14 protein-coding genes and 1 pseudogene are annotated in these 16,343 nt (G+C 33.4%); 2 read left to right on the plus strand and 13 right to left on the minus strand.

Going from position 1 to position 16,343, the window contains the following annotated elements; genetic code table 11:
• Positions 1-36 precede the first annotated feature (36 nt).
• The 12 genes and pseudogenes from alaS to CN925_RS11670 form a co-directional block, all read right to left on the minus strand.
• Positions 37-2,688, minus strand: coding sequence for an alanine--tRNA ligase (alaS, locus tag CN925_RS11615; protein WP_098846390.1), 2,652 nt, complete (start codon positions 2,686-2,688; stop codon positions 37-39).
• 358 nt (positions 2,689-3,046) lie between these two features.
• Positions 3,047-4,114 (minus strand): AI-2E family transporter, encoded by a 1,068-nt coding sequence (locus tag CN925_RS11620; RefSeq protein ID WP_098846391.1) that lies wholly within the window; start codon positions 4,112-4,114, stop codon positions 3,047-3,049.
• 41 nt (positions 4,115-4,155) lie between these two features.
• Positions 4,156-4,844: pseudogene (locus CN925_RS11625) on the minus strand (GNAT family N-acetyltransferase).
• Between the two features lie 13 nt (positions 4,845-4,857).
• Positions 4,858-4,992, minus strand: a complete 135-nt coding sequence (locus tag CN925_RS11630) for a DUF3918 family protein (RefSeq protein WP_088013672.1) — start codon at positions 4,990-4,992, stop codon at positions 4,858-4,860.
• A 13-nt stretch (positions 4,993-5,005) separates the two neighbouring features.
• Positions 5,006-5,194 (minus strand): hypothetical protein, encoded by a 189-nt coding sequence (locus CN925_RS11635; protein WP_098846392.1) that lies wholly within the window; start codon positions 5,192-5,194, stop codon positions 5,006-5,008.
• Between the two features lie 111 nt (positions 5,195-5,305).
• On the minus strand, positions 5,306-7,663 hold the full coding sequence (gene recD2, locus CN925_RS11640; RefSeq protein WP_098846393.1) for an SF1B family DNA helicase RecD2: 2,358 nt from the start codon (positions 7,661-7,663) through the stop codon (positions 5,306-5,308).
• 35 nt (positions 7,664-7,698) lie between these two features.
• Positions 7,699-8,358, minus strand: coding sequence for a tetratricopeptide repeat protein (locus tag CN925_RS11645; protein ID WP_098846394.1), 660 nt, complete (start codon positions 8,356-8,358; stop codon positions 7,699-7,701).
• 185 nt (positions 8,359-8,543) lie between these two features.
• Positions 8,544-9,662 carry a tRNA 2-thiouridine(34) synthase MnmA gene (mnmA, locus tag CN925_RS11650; protein WP_098846395.1) on the minus strand — a complete coding sequence of 373 codons (1,119 nt, stop codon included), beginning with the start codon at positions 9,660-9,662 and terminating at the stop codon, positions 8,544-8,546.
• A gap of 27 nt (positions 9,663-9,689) precedes the next feature.
• Positions 9,690-10,835 (minus strand): cysteine desulfurase family protein, encoded by a 1,146-nt coding sequence (locus CN925_RS11655; protein ID WP_098846396.1) that lies wholly within the window; start codon positions 10,833-10,835, stop codon positions 9,690-9,692.
• Between the two features lie 54 nt (positions 10,836-10,889).
• Positions 10,890-11,306, minus strand: a complete 417-nt coding sequence (gene cymR / locus CN925_RS11660) for a cysteine metabolism transcriptional regulator CymR (RefSeq protein WP_056472685.1) — start codon at positions 11,304-11,306, stop codon at positions 10,890-10,892.
• A 301-nt stretch (positions 11,307-11,607) separates the two neighbouring features.
• The gene (locus CN925_RS11665; RefSeq protein WP_098846397.1) at positions 11,608-11,820 is read right to left on the minus strand and encodes a hypothetical protein; all 213 of its coding nucleotides are present in this window, start codon (positions 11,818-11,820) and stop codon (positions 11,608-11,610) included.
• Positions 11,821-11,863: 43 nt separating this feature from the next.
• A complete protein-coding gene (locus tag CN925_RS11670) occupies positions 11,864-12,196 on the minus strand; it encodes a DUF4257 domain-containing protein (protein WP_180232938.1) in 333 nt (110 codons plus the stop codon).
• Between the two features lie 298 nt (positions 12,197-12,494).
• On the opposite strand from CN925_RS11670, the gene CN925_RS11675 reads away from it, so the two are divergent.
• Positions 12,495-14,255, plus strand: a complete 1,761-nt coding sequence (locus CN925_RS11675; RefSeq protein WP_098846399.1) for a hypothetical protein — start codon at positions 12,495-12,497, stop codon at positions 14,253-14,255.
• A gap of 168 nt (positions 14,256-14,423) precedes the next feature.
• Here CN925_RS11675 and CN925_RS11680 read toward each other — a convergent pair whose 3' ends face one another.
• Positions 14,424-15,713, minus strand: a complete 1,290-nt coding sequence (locus CN925_RS11680) for a replication-associated recombination protein A (protein ID WP_098846400.1) — start codon at positions 15,711-15,713, stop codon at positions 14,424-14,426.
• A gap of 138 nt (positions 15,714-15,851) precedes the next feature.
• Here CN925_RS11680 and CN925_RS11685 point away from each other — a divergent pair, with 138 nt between their 5' ends.
• Complete coding sequence (locus tag CN925_RS11685) at positions 15,852-16,283, plus strand: SANT/Myb-like DNA-binding domain-containing protein (protein WP_098846401.1); 432 nt, start codon at positions 15,852-15,854, stop codon at positions 16,281-16,283.
• Positions 16,284-16,343: the final 60 nt, after the last annotated feature.

Genomic DNA, 16,343 nt, shown 5'->3' on the forward strand with positions numbered 1-16,343 from the left:
AAATTTTTATATCTGTTATTGTACACGATTTTTGTATTATTTTGAAATCGTGTTCATCCATTTTTCAACAAAAGCAACAGCTTCGTCTAATTTCGAAGGATCCTTACCGCCAGCTTGAGCCATATCAGGACGGCCTCCGCCTCCTCCGCCACAAATTGAAGCAGCTTCTTTTATTAGATTTCCTGCATGATATCCTTGAGCTACTAAATCTTTTGTAACACCAGCAATTAAGTTTACTTTACCTTCATTAGCAGAACCAAGTAATACAACAACAGAACCAATTTTATTTTTAAGGTCATCAACCATTGTGCGAAGACTATTCATATCTGCTCCATTTACTCTAGCAGCAACGAACTTTACTCCATTTACTTCTTTCACGTTATTACTAATATTTCCTGCTTCAATATTGCTTAATTTTGAAGAAAGTGATTCATTCTCTTTTTGTACTTGTTTTAATTCTGATTGTAAAGTTTCAATACGAGCAACTACGTCTTTCGTATTTGATTTTAATAGGCTAGCTGCGTCTTTTAGTTGACCAATTTGTTCTTGCATATATTCATAAGCTGATTTGCCAGTTACTGCTTCAATACGACGTGTACCAGCTCCAATTCCTGACTCAGAAATTATTTTAAATGTACCGATCGATGCTGTGTTATCAACATGGCATCCACCACATAGTTCAAGACTATAATCTCCAACTTGTACTACTCGTACTACATCACCATATTTTTCACCGAATAATGCCATTGCTCCCATTGCTTTTGCTTCAGCAATTGCTTTTTCAGAAATTTGAACTGGAATGCTTTCCCAAACTTTTTCATTCACTATCTTTTCAATTGTTTCAAGTTCTTCAGACGTTACTTGACCGAAATGTGAGAAGTCAAAACGTAAGCGTTCTTGGTTTACTAATGAACCAGCTTGATTTACATGAGTTCCAAGTACATCTTTTAATGCTTGGTGTAATAAATGAGTAGCTGTATGGTTCTTTACAATACTTGAACGGTTAGCTTTATTAATTGTTGATGTAACTTTAGCACCAACTGATAAAGCACCTTCAACAACTTTCACTCGATGTAAATTTTGACCATTTGGTGCTTTTTGAACATCAAGCACTTCTACCTTTAAACCAGGAGCCGTTAACGTTCCACGGTCTGCAATTTGACCTCCACTTTCAGCATAGAAAGGAGTTACATCAAGAATTAAATGAGCTACTTCGCCATTTGCTACATCTTCAACTTTTTCTCCGTCTTGTACTAAAACAAGAACTGTAGATTCAACCGAACCTTCGCTATAACCTACAAAAACTGAAGTTTCCTTGATTTCACGAAGTGCTTCACTTTGTACTTGCATTGAATCAACATCTTGTCTTGCAGAACGAGCACGTTCACGTTGTTTTTCCATTTCTACTTCGAAACCTTCATGATCAACTGTTAATCCTTCTTCTTCTGCATATTCTTCCGTTAATTCAATTGGGAAACCATATGTGTCATAAAGACGGAAAACATCTTCACCTTTAATTACTGTACTTCCTTTAGCTTTTGCATCCTTCATTACATTTGTAAGAAGTGATAATCCTTCATGTAATGTTTCATGGAAACGCTCTTCTTCATTTTTAATTACTTTTTGAAGGAAAGGTACTTTTTCTTTCACATTTGGATAGTAGCTTTCCATGATTTCTGCAACCACTGGAACAAGTTCAAACATAAATGGACGTTCAATACCTAATTTTTTTGCAAATCGAACAGCACGACGGATTAAGCGACGTAATACATATCCACGACCTTCATTTGAAGGAAGAGCGCCATCTGCAACAGCAAAAGATACTGTACGGATATGGTCAGCAATTACTTTAAAAGCAGTATCTTGATCTAAATTTCCATTTCGATATTTTTGACCAGAAATTGTTTCAACAACATTGATAATTGGCATGAATAAATCAGTGTCAAAGTTTGTGTCTACTTCTTGTAGTACACTTGCCATACGCTCTAAGCCCATTCCAGTATCAATATTTTTGCTTGGTAACTCAGGGTATTCTTTACGGTCTAAACCTTCTTTTGAATTAAATTGAGAGAATACAATATTCCAAATTTCTAAATATCGATCATTTTCTAAATCCTCTTTTAATAATTTAATTCCAATGTTTTCTGGATCATATTTTGTTCCACGATCATAGAAAATCTCTGTACATGGTCCACATGGTCCTTCACCAATTTCCCAGAAGTTACCTTCTAATAAGATAATATGCTCAGGATCTAATCCTAATTTAATCCATAAATCATACGTTTCTTTATCCTCTGGATAGACTGTAACGTATAATTTGTCTTTATCAAATCCAAACCATTCAGATGAAGTTAAAAGTTCCCAACCCCATGTTACAGCTTCTTCTCGGAAATAATCTCCGATAGAGAAATTACCTAACATTTCAAAAAATGTATGGTGACGAGCTGTTTTCCCAACATTCTCAATATCATTTGTTCGAATTGATTTTTGTGAATTTGTTATTCTTGGATTCTCTGGAATAACTCGACCATCAAAATATTTTTTTAATGTCGCTACACCACTATTAATCCATAATAAAGTTGGATCATCTACTGGTACTAAAGATGCACTTGGCTCAATAGAGTGACCTTTTTCTTTAAAGAAGTCTAAGTACATTTGACGAATTTGAGCAGCAGTTAACTTTTTCATTATATTAACCTCCATTTAGTAAATTTATAATGTTATAAAAACAAAAAAATCCCGTCCCTAAAACAGGGACGAGATGTACTCGCGATACCACCCTGATTATGAATAGAAAGCTAGTTGCTTAGGCAAAATGCCTCGAAGTCTATTCATCACCTCAAAGAGACCGTAACGTGATCTGACGCGTCAGTGATTAGCTGCATTCAGGAGTAGCTTTTCTGTCACCCTTCATTAAAGTTTCTTTCAGCCTAGGAAACTTCTCTCTTTCGCATAAGCTTTAAATGGTTTAGTGACATACTGGTTCCTTCAAAATTTTGCAAATATAAATTGTATGAAAAAATAGTATCATTGTCAAAAATGAAAGTCAAGTTGAGAGACGTTCTTTTCTATTACTGTAATAACGAATAACTGAAATGATGACAACCAATAATGGAACTGCAATTAACAAACCAAAAAAACCAGCTATTTCACCTGCAACTAATAGAAAAAACATAATTATAACTGGATGAGTATGAATTGATTTACCAATTATGAGCGGAGAAAGGACGTTACCTTCAATCAATTGTAATACAATTAATGTAATACCTACTCTAATTAATAAACTTGTCCCTTCCGAAGCGGCAAGAAATAAAGTTGGTACTGCTCCAATAATCGGTCCGAAGTATGGAATGATATCTGTTATACCTATGATTACTCCTAATACTAGTGCGTACTTCATTCGAATAATCCATAAAAATATTGTTGCTAAAACAAACAGTAAAAAACAAACTAATATTTGACCACGAATATATTTTCCAAAAGTATTATTAAGCTCTTTTGCTAAACCTTTCGCTTCATATCGCCACTTGTAAGGGATAATTTTCCAAAACATATTCGATAAAACCTTATAGTCTTTTAAAAAGTAAAAAACGATAAATGGAATGATAAAGAGTGAAATGATATTATTTACTAATTCTTTCATCCATACACCAGATTTATTCAATAATGATAATCCCGATTTTTCAGCACCATTTATCATTAAATCAACACGATTATGAAGAAAAATTGGCATCCTCGAAGTCTTTCGTTCGATTTTTGATAAAAGATTATCATATAATGCCATTACTTTAGGAAAAGCTTTTAAAATATCTTGCCACTGTTGTTTAAAAATAGGGAGTAATAAATAAAGCCCTAGTACACACCCTCCAAAAAATATTAAATAAATCAATAATATCGCAATTGCTCGTTTTACCCCTTTATTATGAATATATTCAATTGCTGGATGTAACAAATAAGCAATTATTAACCCGATCAAAAAGGGAACCATCGATTTTAAAACACCAATTACAATATGTAAATAAACCGGTTTTAAATAATAAAAAACGATTCCAACCAATCCAATTAACAAAATTAAACATAATCGATAGATCCACTTTAACTTTAACCCGTCCATAAAAAAACCTCCATACTGTTAATTAGTATGGAGAATTTCCATTAACTTATGTGACTCGTTAAAAAATTTACGAAATCTTTTCTCTTCACAACATTCAATACACATTTAGTTTTAGCCTCTTTTTCAACAATCGATAATTCTTTTGGAAAATCCTTTTCTACACCAATTGTCATATAAGCTAATTTCTCCTGTGCACGCCTTGATCTTGTATTTGACTCTTTGGCACCAGCAAAAACATAGTCCATTTTCAACTCGTTAAAAGCAATTTTTAAGATTTCAATTTTTGAAGCTTCATTATACCCTTGCCCCAAAATGGAACTCCGATCCAAGTGCCGATATGACAAATTCCATCGCCTCGGTCAATATGCTTTAAACTAGTTATACCGACAACTTCATCTTGTTCATTCAAAATGATCCGATTTATTACTTTACCTTCTAATTCCTGCTGGACAATATAACGAATAAAACCAATTGTATCATCAATATGATCTACCTTTATTCCTAAAACATCTTTCACACCTGGATCTGATGATAGCTTAAAAACTGCTTTTGCATACTTTACATCATTCTTAACAAGCTTAACTCCTACTCCCATATTTACCATCTCTTTTCCATCTTTTTTTAAATGATATAAGAAGGTGTTCATTTTCTCAATGAAAATTTTTTCAGCAAATGTTTCTACATTCCTGTGGGTTTGATTACATAAGAAAAGCACATGCCCAAAAGACATGTGCTTAAAAAAATTAAAGCATTTTTTTCAATGACTTTCTCATACGTTTCATGTTCTTTTGAGTAAGCCATTTGTTATCGTACATTAATTTCATCGCAAGTGCACCTGCACCTAAACCTAAACCTAATAAAGAGCTTTTTCTAGCCATCAATTACCCACTCCTACATACTAAGTTTTCGATCCTGTTCATCAAATAAATCATCTAACGAACTTAACGTACCATCTTCTTCAACTTGGTGGGTATAAATCATCCCTTTATTAATTGTTAGTTCAATATAACATCCCCAACAATAATATTGATTTACACCTATTTTCCCTAAGTCTTTACTATGACAATTTGGACAAATCACAACGCTCGCTCCCTTAGCCTAAAAAGGCAATGTTTCTAAGCATTGTGACCAAATTTTCATAAAAATATACGTTAGTACAGGAATCGTCTTGCACTATATATTCTTAGTCAATTACATGAAATCATAAGGTGAAAGATTTGGTAATTCATCTGAAAGCTGAAATGGTAAATCCTCATTTAGCTGTACTTCACCATTTTCAATTCCTTTTAGTTTCATGCATAATGTAGTTTGTCTTTGCCCATCATCTGTTCTTCCAATGCCTTGAATAAATGCATCTTGTTCACCGCACATGATTAAGAATTTTTTACTTCTTGTCACTGCAGTGTAAATTAAATTTCTTCGAAGCATTCGATAATAACTTTTGACAATTGGAAGCACAATAATATCAAATTCACTTCCTTGCGACTTATGAATTGAACAACAGTAAGCAAGTGTTAATTGAGAAAAATCTGGTCTAGTATAGGTCACTTCATTTCCATCAAATGAAACGATTATTAGATCTTGTTGTTCAACATTTTCTTTGGCGAAAAAAATGTTTACAATTTCGCCCATATCTCCATTAAAGACATTATTTTCAGGTACGTTTACGAGTTGGAGAACTTTATCACCTGTACGGAATGTTGTATCACCGAAACTCATTTCTCGTTGCTTCTCTTTTTTAGGGTTAAACACCTCTTGTAGCCCTTCATTTAAAGCATCAATTCCAGCTGGACCACGATACATCGGCGCTAATACTTGGATATCTCTTACAGGAAAACCTTTTTTGTGGGCGTTTTCACACACTTTTTTGACGACTTCGACAACTTGTTGACTTGAACAACCAATAAATGAACGATCTTTTCTTTGTTCAAATAAATCCTCGGAAATTGTTCCATCTTTTATATAATGTGCAAGCGTAATAATCGACGAATCTTCTGATTGACGATAAATGTCTTTTAATCTTACTGTTGGAACAGTACCAGAGTTTAATAAGTCTTTTAAGACTTGACCTGGACCAACAGAAGGTAATTGATCCTCATCCCCAACAAAAATGACTTGGCAGCCTTCTGGAATGCTTTTGAGTAATTGATTCCCTAACCAAACATCGACCATTGAAAACTCATCAATGATCAGTAACTTTCCATTTAAGGGATTTTCCTCATGATGGCTAAACTCACCTTCCCTTGTCCAACCGAGTAATCGATGGATTGTTACTGCCGGTAATCCAGTTGCTTCACTCATTCGTTTTGCCGCTCTACCTGTAGGTGCAGCAAGCAAATATGGAAATGGATCATCTTTTGGGTAAGAATGTTGATCTAAAGATAAATCATGGATGGTTGAAAATAGATTAACGATCCCTTTAATAACTGTTGTTTTACCTGTCCCTGGTCCACCCGTTAGAACCATCATTGCTGACTCCATAGCCTTTTTGATCGCCTGAGCTTGTGAAGGTGCATATTTTACATTCATTTTTGATTCAAGATCTTCTAGCTCTTTTGCAAATCTAGTTTCAGTCATTTCTCCTAAATCTGGAGCACTGTTTAATAATTTTTGGATCGCATTTACAATGCCTTTCTCAGCGTAATAAAGAGCAGCTAAATAGATTCTCTCATCTTCCATTACTAGCTTCCCGTCTGCTACTAATCGGTTCATTTCCCGAGAAATGTCGACTGCTTCGACAAGTTCTTTATCTTGTTTCATTAATAATTGTCTAGTTTCATCAATAAACTGATCCTGTGTAATATAAACATGTCCTTCTTGCATCGATAAATGCTCTAAAATATAAATACAACCGGCACGTATTCGATCTGGATGATTTCCTGTAATTCCGATTGCACGACCAATTTCATCAGCTCTTCCAAACCCAATCCCATCCACATCTTCAATTAACTTAAATGGATTTGTTCTGATCACATCTAGAGTTGATTCATTGTACGTTTTATAAATCTTAATCGATAAACCCGTTCCAATACCGTAGCTACTTAAAAAGCTGATTACTTTTTCAAGACCTTGATGTGAAAGAATTGTTTCATAAATTTCTTTAGCCTTGGATTTTGCTAACCCGGGGACACCTTCTAAGCTATCTGCATTATCTAAAATTTTATTAATTGCCCCTTCACCTAAATGATCAACTATTTTTTCGGCTGTTTTCTTTCCAATTCCTTTAAACAAATCTGAGGATAAATATTGAATAACACCTTTTTTAGTAGATGGAAGTTCTTTTTCAAATGATGAAATTTGAAATTGTTTCCCATACCTCGGATGGTCTTTTACAATCCCCTTAAATGTATAGGTTTCATCTTCATTCATTCTCGGAATATTCCCAGTAATGGTCATTTCCTGTTCACAATTTGATAAATTGGTATCAACTACTTTTACCTTTGCAACAGTATAAAAATTTTCTACATTATAAAAGATGATTGTTGTGATATGCCCTTTAATATATGGTGTCTCATCAACAAACAATTCCATTTCACTTTGGGTTTGCATTACTCCACCTCCCCGAACTTACTTAAAAACTAGTTTCATTCCTCTTCTTTATTTTCAATCACTTTTAGAGCATGCATCGCAAGCATATGATCATCTTGACTTTCAATCGCTTTATTAAAATGATCTTTTGCAGTCGTAACTTGATCATTAAACATCGCAATAATGCCTAAATTATAGTGGGCATCAGCATGATATTCATCTAATTGTAAAACCTTTTCTAAATTCATTTTCGCTTCATCTAACATTTCTAATTTAGCTAAAGTAAGGCCATATTGGAATAATGCGTCTACATCTTGATCATCTAGCTCAATCGCTCGTTGAAAAAATGGAAGTGCAAATCGATCTTCTCCATTATTAACACAGCATAAACCTATCATAAAATGGACATCACTATCATTCATCCCAAGTTTCACACAATGTTGAAAATGTTTTTTAGCTAATTCAAACTTTCCATCTTCAAAATACACTGTCCCTACTGCATAATGTGCTGCTGCCAATTCCGGATCAATTTCTAAAGCCTTTTCAAAAAAACGACAAGCCCTTTCTACATCTCCCATCGAAAGTAAAAGTTGACCAAAATTAACATATGCTAATGAATTAGTAGGATTTTCTTCAATTTCTTTCGTTAAATAATTAGCTGCATCCTCTAAGTTTCCCTCTTGCAGTGCTGCTACTCCACGTTCAAAATTATTCATACATGACACCTCTATGTAGTTTCTTTCAATTATTTTTGGATAGACTTCAACAGTTTAGTATATCTATTTTACACTAACACACCATAGTTTACATTTCAAAGGAACGTTTCTTCAAAATTCAACGTTAAATCAGTATTTTCATTCAAAAAAAATAACCCCAACCATTTCGATTGGGGTAAATAGATTTATCTTAAATAGGTTAATTCCTTACCATCGATAAATGCACGATCAATTGTACCTCCACCTAGGCAGTCTGTTCCGTCATAAAATACAACGGCTTGTCCTGGAGTGATTGCACGAATTTTTTCGTGGCAAAGTATTCTTACTGAGTTATCATCTAAAATATGAACTGTTACCTCGTTATCTTCAGAACGATAACGGAATTTAGCAGTACATGTAAATGAGCCTTCTTTCGGTTTATCTGATGTCCAACTAATATCAGAAGCAAGTACTTCATTACTATAAAGTAAGTCATTGTGGAATCCTTGTTCAACTAATAAAACATTATTTTTTAAGTCTTTACCTACAACAAACCAAGGATCTCCATTTCCACCGATTCCAAGTCCATGACGTTGTCCAATTGTATAATACATTAGTCCATCATGTTTACCTTTCACTTCCCCGTTCATTGTTCTCATTTCACCAGGTTGTGCAGGTAAATAATTACTTAGAAATTCTTTAAAGTTACGTTCACCTATGAAGCAAATTCCAGTACTGTCCTTTTTCTTTGCTGTTGCTAAATCTGCCTCTTCAGCAATTTTACGGATTTCAGGCTTTAAATAGCCTCCAAGTGGGAACATAACTTTCGATAGTTGTTCTTGGCCAAGTTGATTTAAGAAATAAGTTTGGTCCTTGTTGCTATCGATTCCTCGTAACATTTTATATTCTCCGTCACGAAACTCAACACCGGCATAATGACCTGTTGCTACATAATCTGCTCCAAGTTCCATTGCATGTTCAAGAAATGCTTTAAACTTAATTTCTTTGTTACACATTACGTCTGGATTTGGCGTTCTACCTTTTTTATATTCATCTAAGAAATAAGTAAACACTTTATCCCAATATTGCTTTTCAAAATTCACTGCATAATACGGAATTCCTATTTGATTACAAACTGCAATTACATCTTCATAATCTTCAGTTGCTGTACATACACCAAATTCATCTGTGTCATCCCAGTTTTTCATAAAAATACCGATGACATCATATCCTTGTTGTTTCAATAAATATGCTGTTACAGATGAATCTACACCACCTGACATTCCTACTACTACGCGAGTGTCTTTTGGATCTTTTTTATTCATAAATAATATCCCCTCGCATTTTTAAATTTATATTTTAACTAATCGTTTTACAATTGAAGAAACACGCTCTCCAAGTATCCGGATTTGTTCGTCTGTATTTCCATAACCAAAACTGAATCGAATCGAAGAACGTATTTTAGGTGAATCGATTCCAAACATCTCAACTAAAACATGTGATGGATCTATGCTACCAGCTGTACAAGCAGACCCGCTTGATGCTGCTATGCCTGATAAATCAAGGTTTACCAAAAATGATTCAATTGAAATATCTTCAAATGATAAGTTTAACACATGTGGTGCAAAAAACGACTCATTTCCATTTTTTTCAAAACGAATTCCGTTTTCCTTTAGTACACTAAGTAAGATGTCACGGAAGCGCAAATAGTTTTTTACACGATCATCTCTTTCGATGTGAATGACTTCTACTGCTTTAGCTAATCCAACAATACCAGGAACATTTTCTGTCCCTGCACGACGTTTACGCTCTTGTTGTCCACCATATTGTAATTGTTTAAAAATCGCATTTTCACTTACATAAAGAAAACCTACACCTTTAGGTCCATTAATTTTATGTGAGGAAATGGATAAAAAGTCTACACCAAGTTCTTCAACATTAATTGGAATTAAACCGTAAGCTTGTACAGCATCTGTATGGAAATGAGCTTTATGGTTACTAAGAAGTTCACCTATTTCTTTAATTGGTTGAACTGTTCCGATTTCATTATTAACCATCATAATGGATACTAAAATCGTATCATCACGTAGTGCAGCTTTTACATCATCTACATTCACACGACCTGTATGATCAACAGGTAAATACGTAACCTCAAAGCCTTCCTTTTCAAGAGCCTGACATGTATGTAATATAGCATGATGCTCGATGCTAGAGGTAATAATGTGCTTACCATATTTTTGATTTGCATAAGCAGCGCCTAAAACAGCAAGATTATCACTTTCTGTTCCACCGCTTGTAAAAATAATTTCATTAACTTTTGATCCTATACTATTAGCACAAATCATGCGTGCAGTATCAATCTTTTGACGAGCTTGTCGACCAAATGAATGAATACTAGATGGATTTCCAAAAGTCTCTTGCATTTCGACAACCATCTTTTCAATTACTTCTGGATGCATTGGAGAAGTTGCAGCATGATCTACATAAATACGTTCCATTTTTATTAAATCCTTTCCTTATGAAGCGTTCAACTATCTTTGAACGCGCTAAAATTAAATATAAAACATATATCCATTTAAATCATCAGATTCTAATTTTGCTAAATCCTCAAGACTCGTATGGTCTAACACTTCATTAATCGCTTTTTGAACACGAGTCCATAACTCTCTTTGTGCAGGATTTTCATCTTCAAGATTTTCGATTGGAGATAATGATCCTTCAAGTGCAGTTATCACTTCCCCTGCAGAAATTTCATTTGGTTCCTTTGTTAAAATATACCCACCATATGCTCCGCGAATACTCTTAACTAATCCCGCATTACGTAATAATGAAATAATTTGTTCTAAATAATGCTCAGAAAGATTTTGTGCTTTCGCAATACTCTTTAGAGAAATTGGTTTATCACAATATCTTTTTGCTAATTCAATCATAACTGTCAGTCCGTATCTTCCCTTTGTTGAAATCTTCATTAATTCACTCCGTTCAATAAACTGTATCTCTTATTTTAATCAGATTTATCCTATTTTTAAACTGTAGTAATACAATTATTGTACACTATTTAGCGTATAAATTCACATGTCAGGAAAAAAATGCACTAAACCAATTGGAAAAGTGCAATATCTATCTATAGTCGCTCCGTTTCTCAATTTCTCTATTTATCTAGTAGTTTAATAATCCCCACAAAAAAAAACACCCCTAATGTATTATAGTTAAACTATACAACATGATTGGTGTTTTCAATTTTAGTCTGTTTCATTTTTGGGGGTTTGCCTAACTTTTTAATTTACCAGCTCGCACGAATTGAGCAGCTGCTGCCTTTTCATCGAAATCTTCAACATTTTTTCTAGATTCTCTTATGTTATTTAAAAAGCTTACAATTTGGAATTCGATACTTTTTATTTCGTATTCAGTATCGGCATTTAACAAATCCTCTAATAAATCTAAATAAATGGCTTTCTCTTCAGGTGTTAGCGCTAGCCTCATTACATGCCTCCTTCAACTTTTGCTAAGTAAATTATTAAAAATACTACACAATTTGCTTAGAAATATTATGCAGTGAACTTACCCTTTCTCGTTCAGTGTTAAGTGCCCTACTTAAAAGAAAGCTTTGAGATGAGAGACCAGCTAATATACAGTATCCGATTACCATACGCATATCTTTTAACATGTTTTCTGGTATAAATAAAGAAACAAATAATGTTGCAGCTGTTGATCCAAATAAAATATCTGCAAGAAAACCTAAATAAAAGCCTTTCTTTCGTCTCACGGGGAGCATAATCGTACCTTTGTTAAACAGGATGTGAAAAATAAATCCGGTCACTCCACCAATGACAACTGCCAGGACATAGAGTTTAACCATGTTCATCCTCCATTCTTATTTTTAGGTACAAAAAAAATTCCTACTTTCTTTTCGAGAATAACTTAATCGAAATGATCGCAAGGATTGGACAAGTTCTATATAAAAATATGAACAGCTTGTTCTTATTATTATAATAAATTTTCAAAACATTTTGTAAAATTTATCCAATTATGACAAAAAATAAGTGAAAAGACCTGAATTTCTAAGTCATCGGATATACTACAAGACTATTTAACTATTTCCCATTACCCTTAATATGATATATTGGAATTAAAAAGAAGCTAGAGGAGGTTTTAAGTTGGCTGTACAAAGAAAATTCAAGAAAATAGTAAATCAATTACGCCATCAAGATCTTTATCAGCGTGCAAAAGGCATTGACCAACTTAGAAAGTCTCTTCGATCAGGTGCTTCTATTGAATCATTAATATATTTATTAGAAGAAGCGGGAACCAATTTCCCGAAATCAATAGAAGATTGGGATGATGGAAGCTATCACTTAGTTGGATTTTGTTCAGAGTTCGAATGCGAAGAATTAATAGCTCCAATCGAAAAGAATTTTGAAGCATATAGTGAACGAGCAAAACTTCAAGCGCTCTATTTATTAATAAGTCTGAAATCAGAGTTAGCAAGAGATGCTTATATACGAATCATTGAAAAAAATAGCAATCAATACTCGCTTGATATCGATGTTCAATTCATTTTCGAAGAGACAAATTGGGCTCCGGTACTCGTAAAAAAACTATTACATTTAATCGAAAATGAAGAAACTGCAATGTCTATTTTCCATCTGATTCTACTCTGTAAGAGGAATTCAATTTCGCTACCTTTTTCACCCGCTGAGAACGATTATATTACCGAACAAATGAAAGGTTTATATAAACTTAAACTGGATTCATATTTACATTATGATCAAGACTACACCTTAAAATATGTATACCAAGCTTGGAAGGAATCTTACCTCACAGTTCGAACAGAGATGGGTATTTGTCTTCAGTTGATGCAATATTATTATGACGATTGTATTCATGAAAATTTAAAAGAAGCACTTGAGTATAATGATCCATACCTAAAAGTGGATGCTGTTATATCATTGATGGAACATGGCGTACAAATTGAAAAAGATATCCTTGATTATTGTGCTCATAATATTGAATCTGCTGTATGGTTTTATACGAAATTAAATGAATTTTCAAAGAAAGATATCTATACATTTACAGAAGAGCATCAACATAGTTTTGTGAAAAACAGACTGTTTCTTTATTTAATTACTCATGAGGACTTTGGTGTGATTCCCGACGAGATCGAAATTATAAAGCGATATGATACTTCAAACTATTATGAACAAGAAGTAACTTATTATTTAACTAAATTTCGTAGTCAACAAGAAAATTGGGAAGAAAATGACTGGATGGCTGCTTATGTAGGAGCGTATATTACAGAACAAATTCCTAGTCCGCTTTTTTTTGATGAAACAATTACAGCATTTACAAAATGGGATCAATACACTGAGGATGAACATAAAACGCAGCTTGAATTATTGAATAAAGAAGAAAATGATAAATTAGGTCAAGAAGTCATTTTAGAATCAAAACCTAGCTGGCAGTTCGGGACTTATTTTCTAGGTTTTCTAACAGCTGTTCGAACTGGTACTGCTTTTAGCAATCACGATCCTATTTATTTTATCTTACTAGCATTACTATGGACTATTTTCTTATATAAACTATATGCAACCATTCAATTACGAAAAAAGTCTAAAGTAATTTTAACAAGTAGACAGTTAACCTTAAAGAAAGGTAATGAATTGAAGTCAATTGAGCTTCATAAGATTAATCGAATGACGATTGAACTTCGAAAATGGGGTAAAAACGACGGTAAGAAAGCAGCATATCAACGAAAAGTGAATTATATTGTTTTTTATGATAAAGATGACAAAGAGATTTTATCTATCCCTTCAACTTTTATTAAACCCGATTTACTTTTCCTCGAGATAAAATTATTAACTAGTCATTTAGTTGATTCCCCGACTATTGGTGTGTTTGAAAATGATGTTAGTGCGTAAAAGTAAAGTCGAGACTCGAATCTCGACTTTTTTTATTCATGTTCCGTTCATATTAGGGTGTTATCCTATTACTAAAGATTTTTATATTCTGCATATTTTTACGGGGGACAGGATTCTTTATGTTTTCTAGGGAAGGTAGATTAAGCTACCTCCTATTTATCAATTTACCTAATTACGATTTTTCTTAAACTGCTGTAGTTTTTCAAAAATGGCTCCGTAACGTTTTTCATTACCTGCTTCTTTTGGTTTGTAGTAAACTTGATTTACTAGTCGATCAGGAAGATATTGTTGATTTACCCAACCGCCAAAATTCCCTAAAGGATGATCGTGGGGATAAATATAACCAATCCCATGCCCCATATCCTTTGCACCTGTATAATGACTATCTTTCAAATGCGCTGGAATATCATCATGTAGCCCACTTCTGACATCATTTAAAGCTCGATCAATTGATGTAACACTAGAATTTGATTTGGATGACAAACATAGTTCAATTACCACGTTTGAAAGAATAATTCTTGCTTCAGGAAATCCAACTTGCTTTGCGGCTTCACAAGCCAGGACAACCTTCCAAGGTTCGCCAGCTAATCCGATATCCTCGTAAGCAATCACTAATAATCTTCGAATAATGCTCGTTAAATCGCCCGCTTCAATGAGCCTCGCCAAATAGTAAAGTGCTGCATTTACATCACTGCCTCGAATACTCTTTTGGAAACCAGACAATGTGTCGTAATGAAAATCTCCATTTTTATCATGATTAAAACCTTTCGAACGAAGAAATTCATCAATCACTTCATCTTGTACGATAATTGTTCCATCAGATTCCTTCGGTGACCCGTAGACAATTGACTCTAATATATTTAATGATGATCTTGCGTCACCATTTACGCCGTGAGCAATCTTTAATATTTGTTCCTCTGATATTTGGACTTGTAAATTTCCTAGTCCTCTTTCTTCGTCTCTTAAAGCTTTATCTAATAATTTATAAATATGTTTTGGTAAAAGCGGTTCTAATTTTAAAATATGGTTACAGCGTGAGCGTATTGCGCTGTTAACATCGTGATATGGATTCTCAGTAGTTGCTCCAATTAATGTGATAAATCCGCTTTCTACATATGATAATAAATAATCCTGTTGTAACTTAGACCAACGATGTATTTCATCTGCAAAAAGAATGATCTCACCGAACATTTTCGCTTCATGAACAATATCATCAAGTTCTTTTTTACCAGAAGTAGTCGCATTTACAGTTACAAAACGTTTATCGACAGTACCTGCAATTGCATGGGCAAACGAAGTCTTACCAATTCCAGGTTCTCCGTGTATTAACATTGAAGGAACTCGTCCGCTATGTATTAATCGATATAACGCTGATTCTTTTCCGATAATTTTTTCCTGACCAATTAACTCATCAATCGTCCTTGGTCTCATACGATATGCTAGAGGTTCATGACTCATTTTTCTCCCTCCTTTATAACTCTTTTTACTATTGTAATTGAATTGGAAACATTTTTCATCTGCACCATGCAAATAATTAATTTTACTAACAATTTATTTGGTGAAGATAATAATAGATGAAATAAAGAAGGTGAAAAAATGAATGCTCAAAAAACAAAATGGTCACTTGAAGATGAAAACATATTAATTGAGCTAGTTGAAAAATATGAAAGTAAAGGTAAATCGAAACAAGAAGCATTCGAAATGGTTGCTAATATTATTAATCGGACAAAGGCAGCATGTGCTTCTAGATACCGAAAACTATCAAAAGATCAAGTTAGAGAAATAAATAATCCTAAAGAAGGTACTAAATTAAATAAACCTGTAAATCCTCCTTTATTAAATTTAGAAATGATTATCGAATTCTTATTGAATTTTGAACAAAATCAACAAGTTTCAAAGGAGAATATACTGTTAAAAGAAAGAGTAGAAAAATTAAAAAATGAAAATGAACATTTAACTAAAAAAATGGTTAATCTAAAAACATTAATCCAAAAGAAACAAAATATATTAATCAATCTAGCAGAATAAATTTGGACAAAATAATGTAAAACATTCACAGTATATTATGAATTGATATATTGTATAATG

It is taken from the genome of Bacillus sp. AFS055030 (assembly GCF_002574545.1).
Lineage (GTDB): Bacteria > Bacillota > Bacilli > Bacillales > Bacillaceae_G > Gottfriedia.

Bases quoted from the DNA above. Each gene is read 5' to 3' on its own strand.
- mnmA (WP_098846395.1), bottom strand. From the start codon at position 9,662: ATGAATAAAAAAGATCCAAAAGACACTCGCGTAGTAGTAGGAATGTCA.
- CN925_RS11645 (WP_098846394.1), bottom strand. From the start codon at position 8,358: ATGAATAATTTTGAACGTGGAGTAGCAGCACTGCAAGAGGGAAACTTA.
- recD2 (WP_098846393.1), bottom strand. From the start codon at position 7,663: ATGCAAACCCAAAGTGAAATGGAATTGTTTGTTGATGAGACACCATAT.
- CN925_RS11680 (WP_098846400.1), bottom strand. From the start codon at position 15,713: ATGAGTCATGAACCTCTAGCATATCGTATGAGACCAAGGACGATTGAT.
- CN925_RS11620 (WP_098846391.1), bottom strand. From the start codon at position 4,114: ATGGACGGGTTAAAGTTAAAGTGGATCTATCGATTATGTTTAATTTTG.
- alaS (WP_098846390.1), bottom strand. From the start codon at position 2,688: ATGAAAAAGTTAACTGCTGCTCAAATTCGTCAAATGTACTTAGACTTC.
- CN925_RS11655 (WP_098846396.1), bottom strand. From the start codon at position 10,835: ATGGAACGTATTTATGTAGATCATGCTGCAACTTCTCCAATGCATCCA.
- CN925_RS11630 (WP_088013672.1), bottom strand. From the start codon at position 4,992: ATGGCTAGAAAAAGCTCTTTATTAGGTTTAGGTTTAGGTGCAGGTGCA.
- cymR (WP_056472685.1), bottom strand. From the start codon at position 11,306: ATGAAGATTTCAACAAAGGGAAGATACGGACTGACAGTTATGATTGAA.
- CN925_RS11685 (WP_098846401.1), top strand. From the start codon at position 15,852: ATGAATGCTCAAAAAACAAAATGGTCACTTGAAGATGAAAACATATTA.
- CN925_RS11670 (WP_180232938.1), bottom strand. From the start codon at position 12,196: ATGGTTAAACTCTATGTCCTGGCAGTTGTCATTGGTGGAGTGACCGGA.
- CN925_RS11665 (WP_098846397.1), bottom strand. From the start codon at position 11,820: ATGAGGCTAGCGCTAACACCTGAAGAGAAAGCCATTTATTTAGATTTA.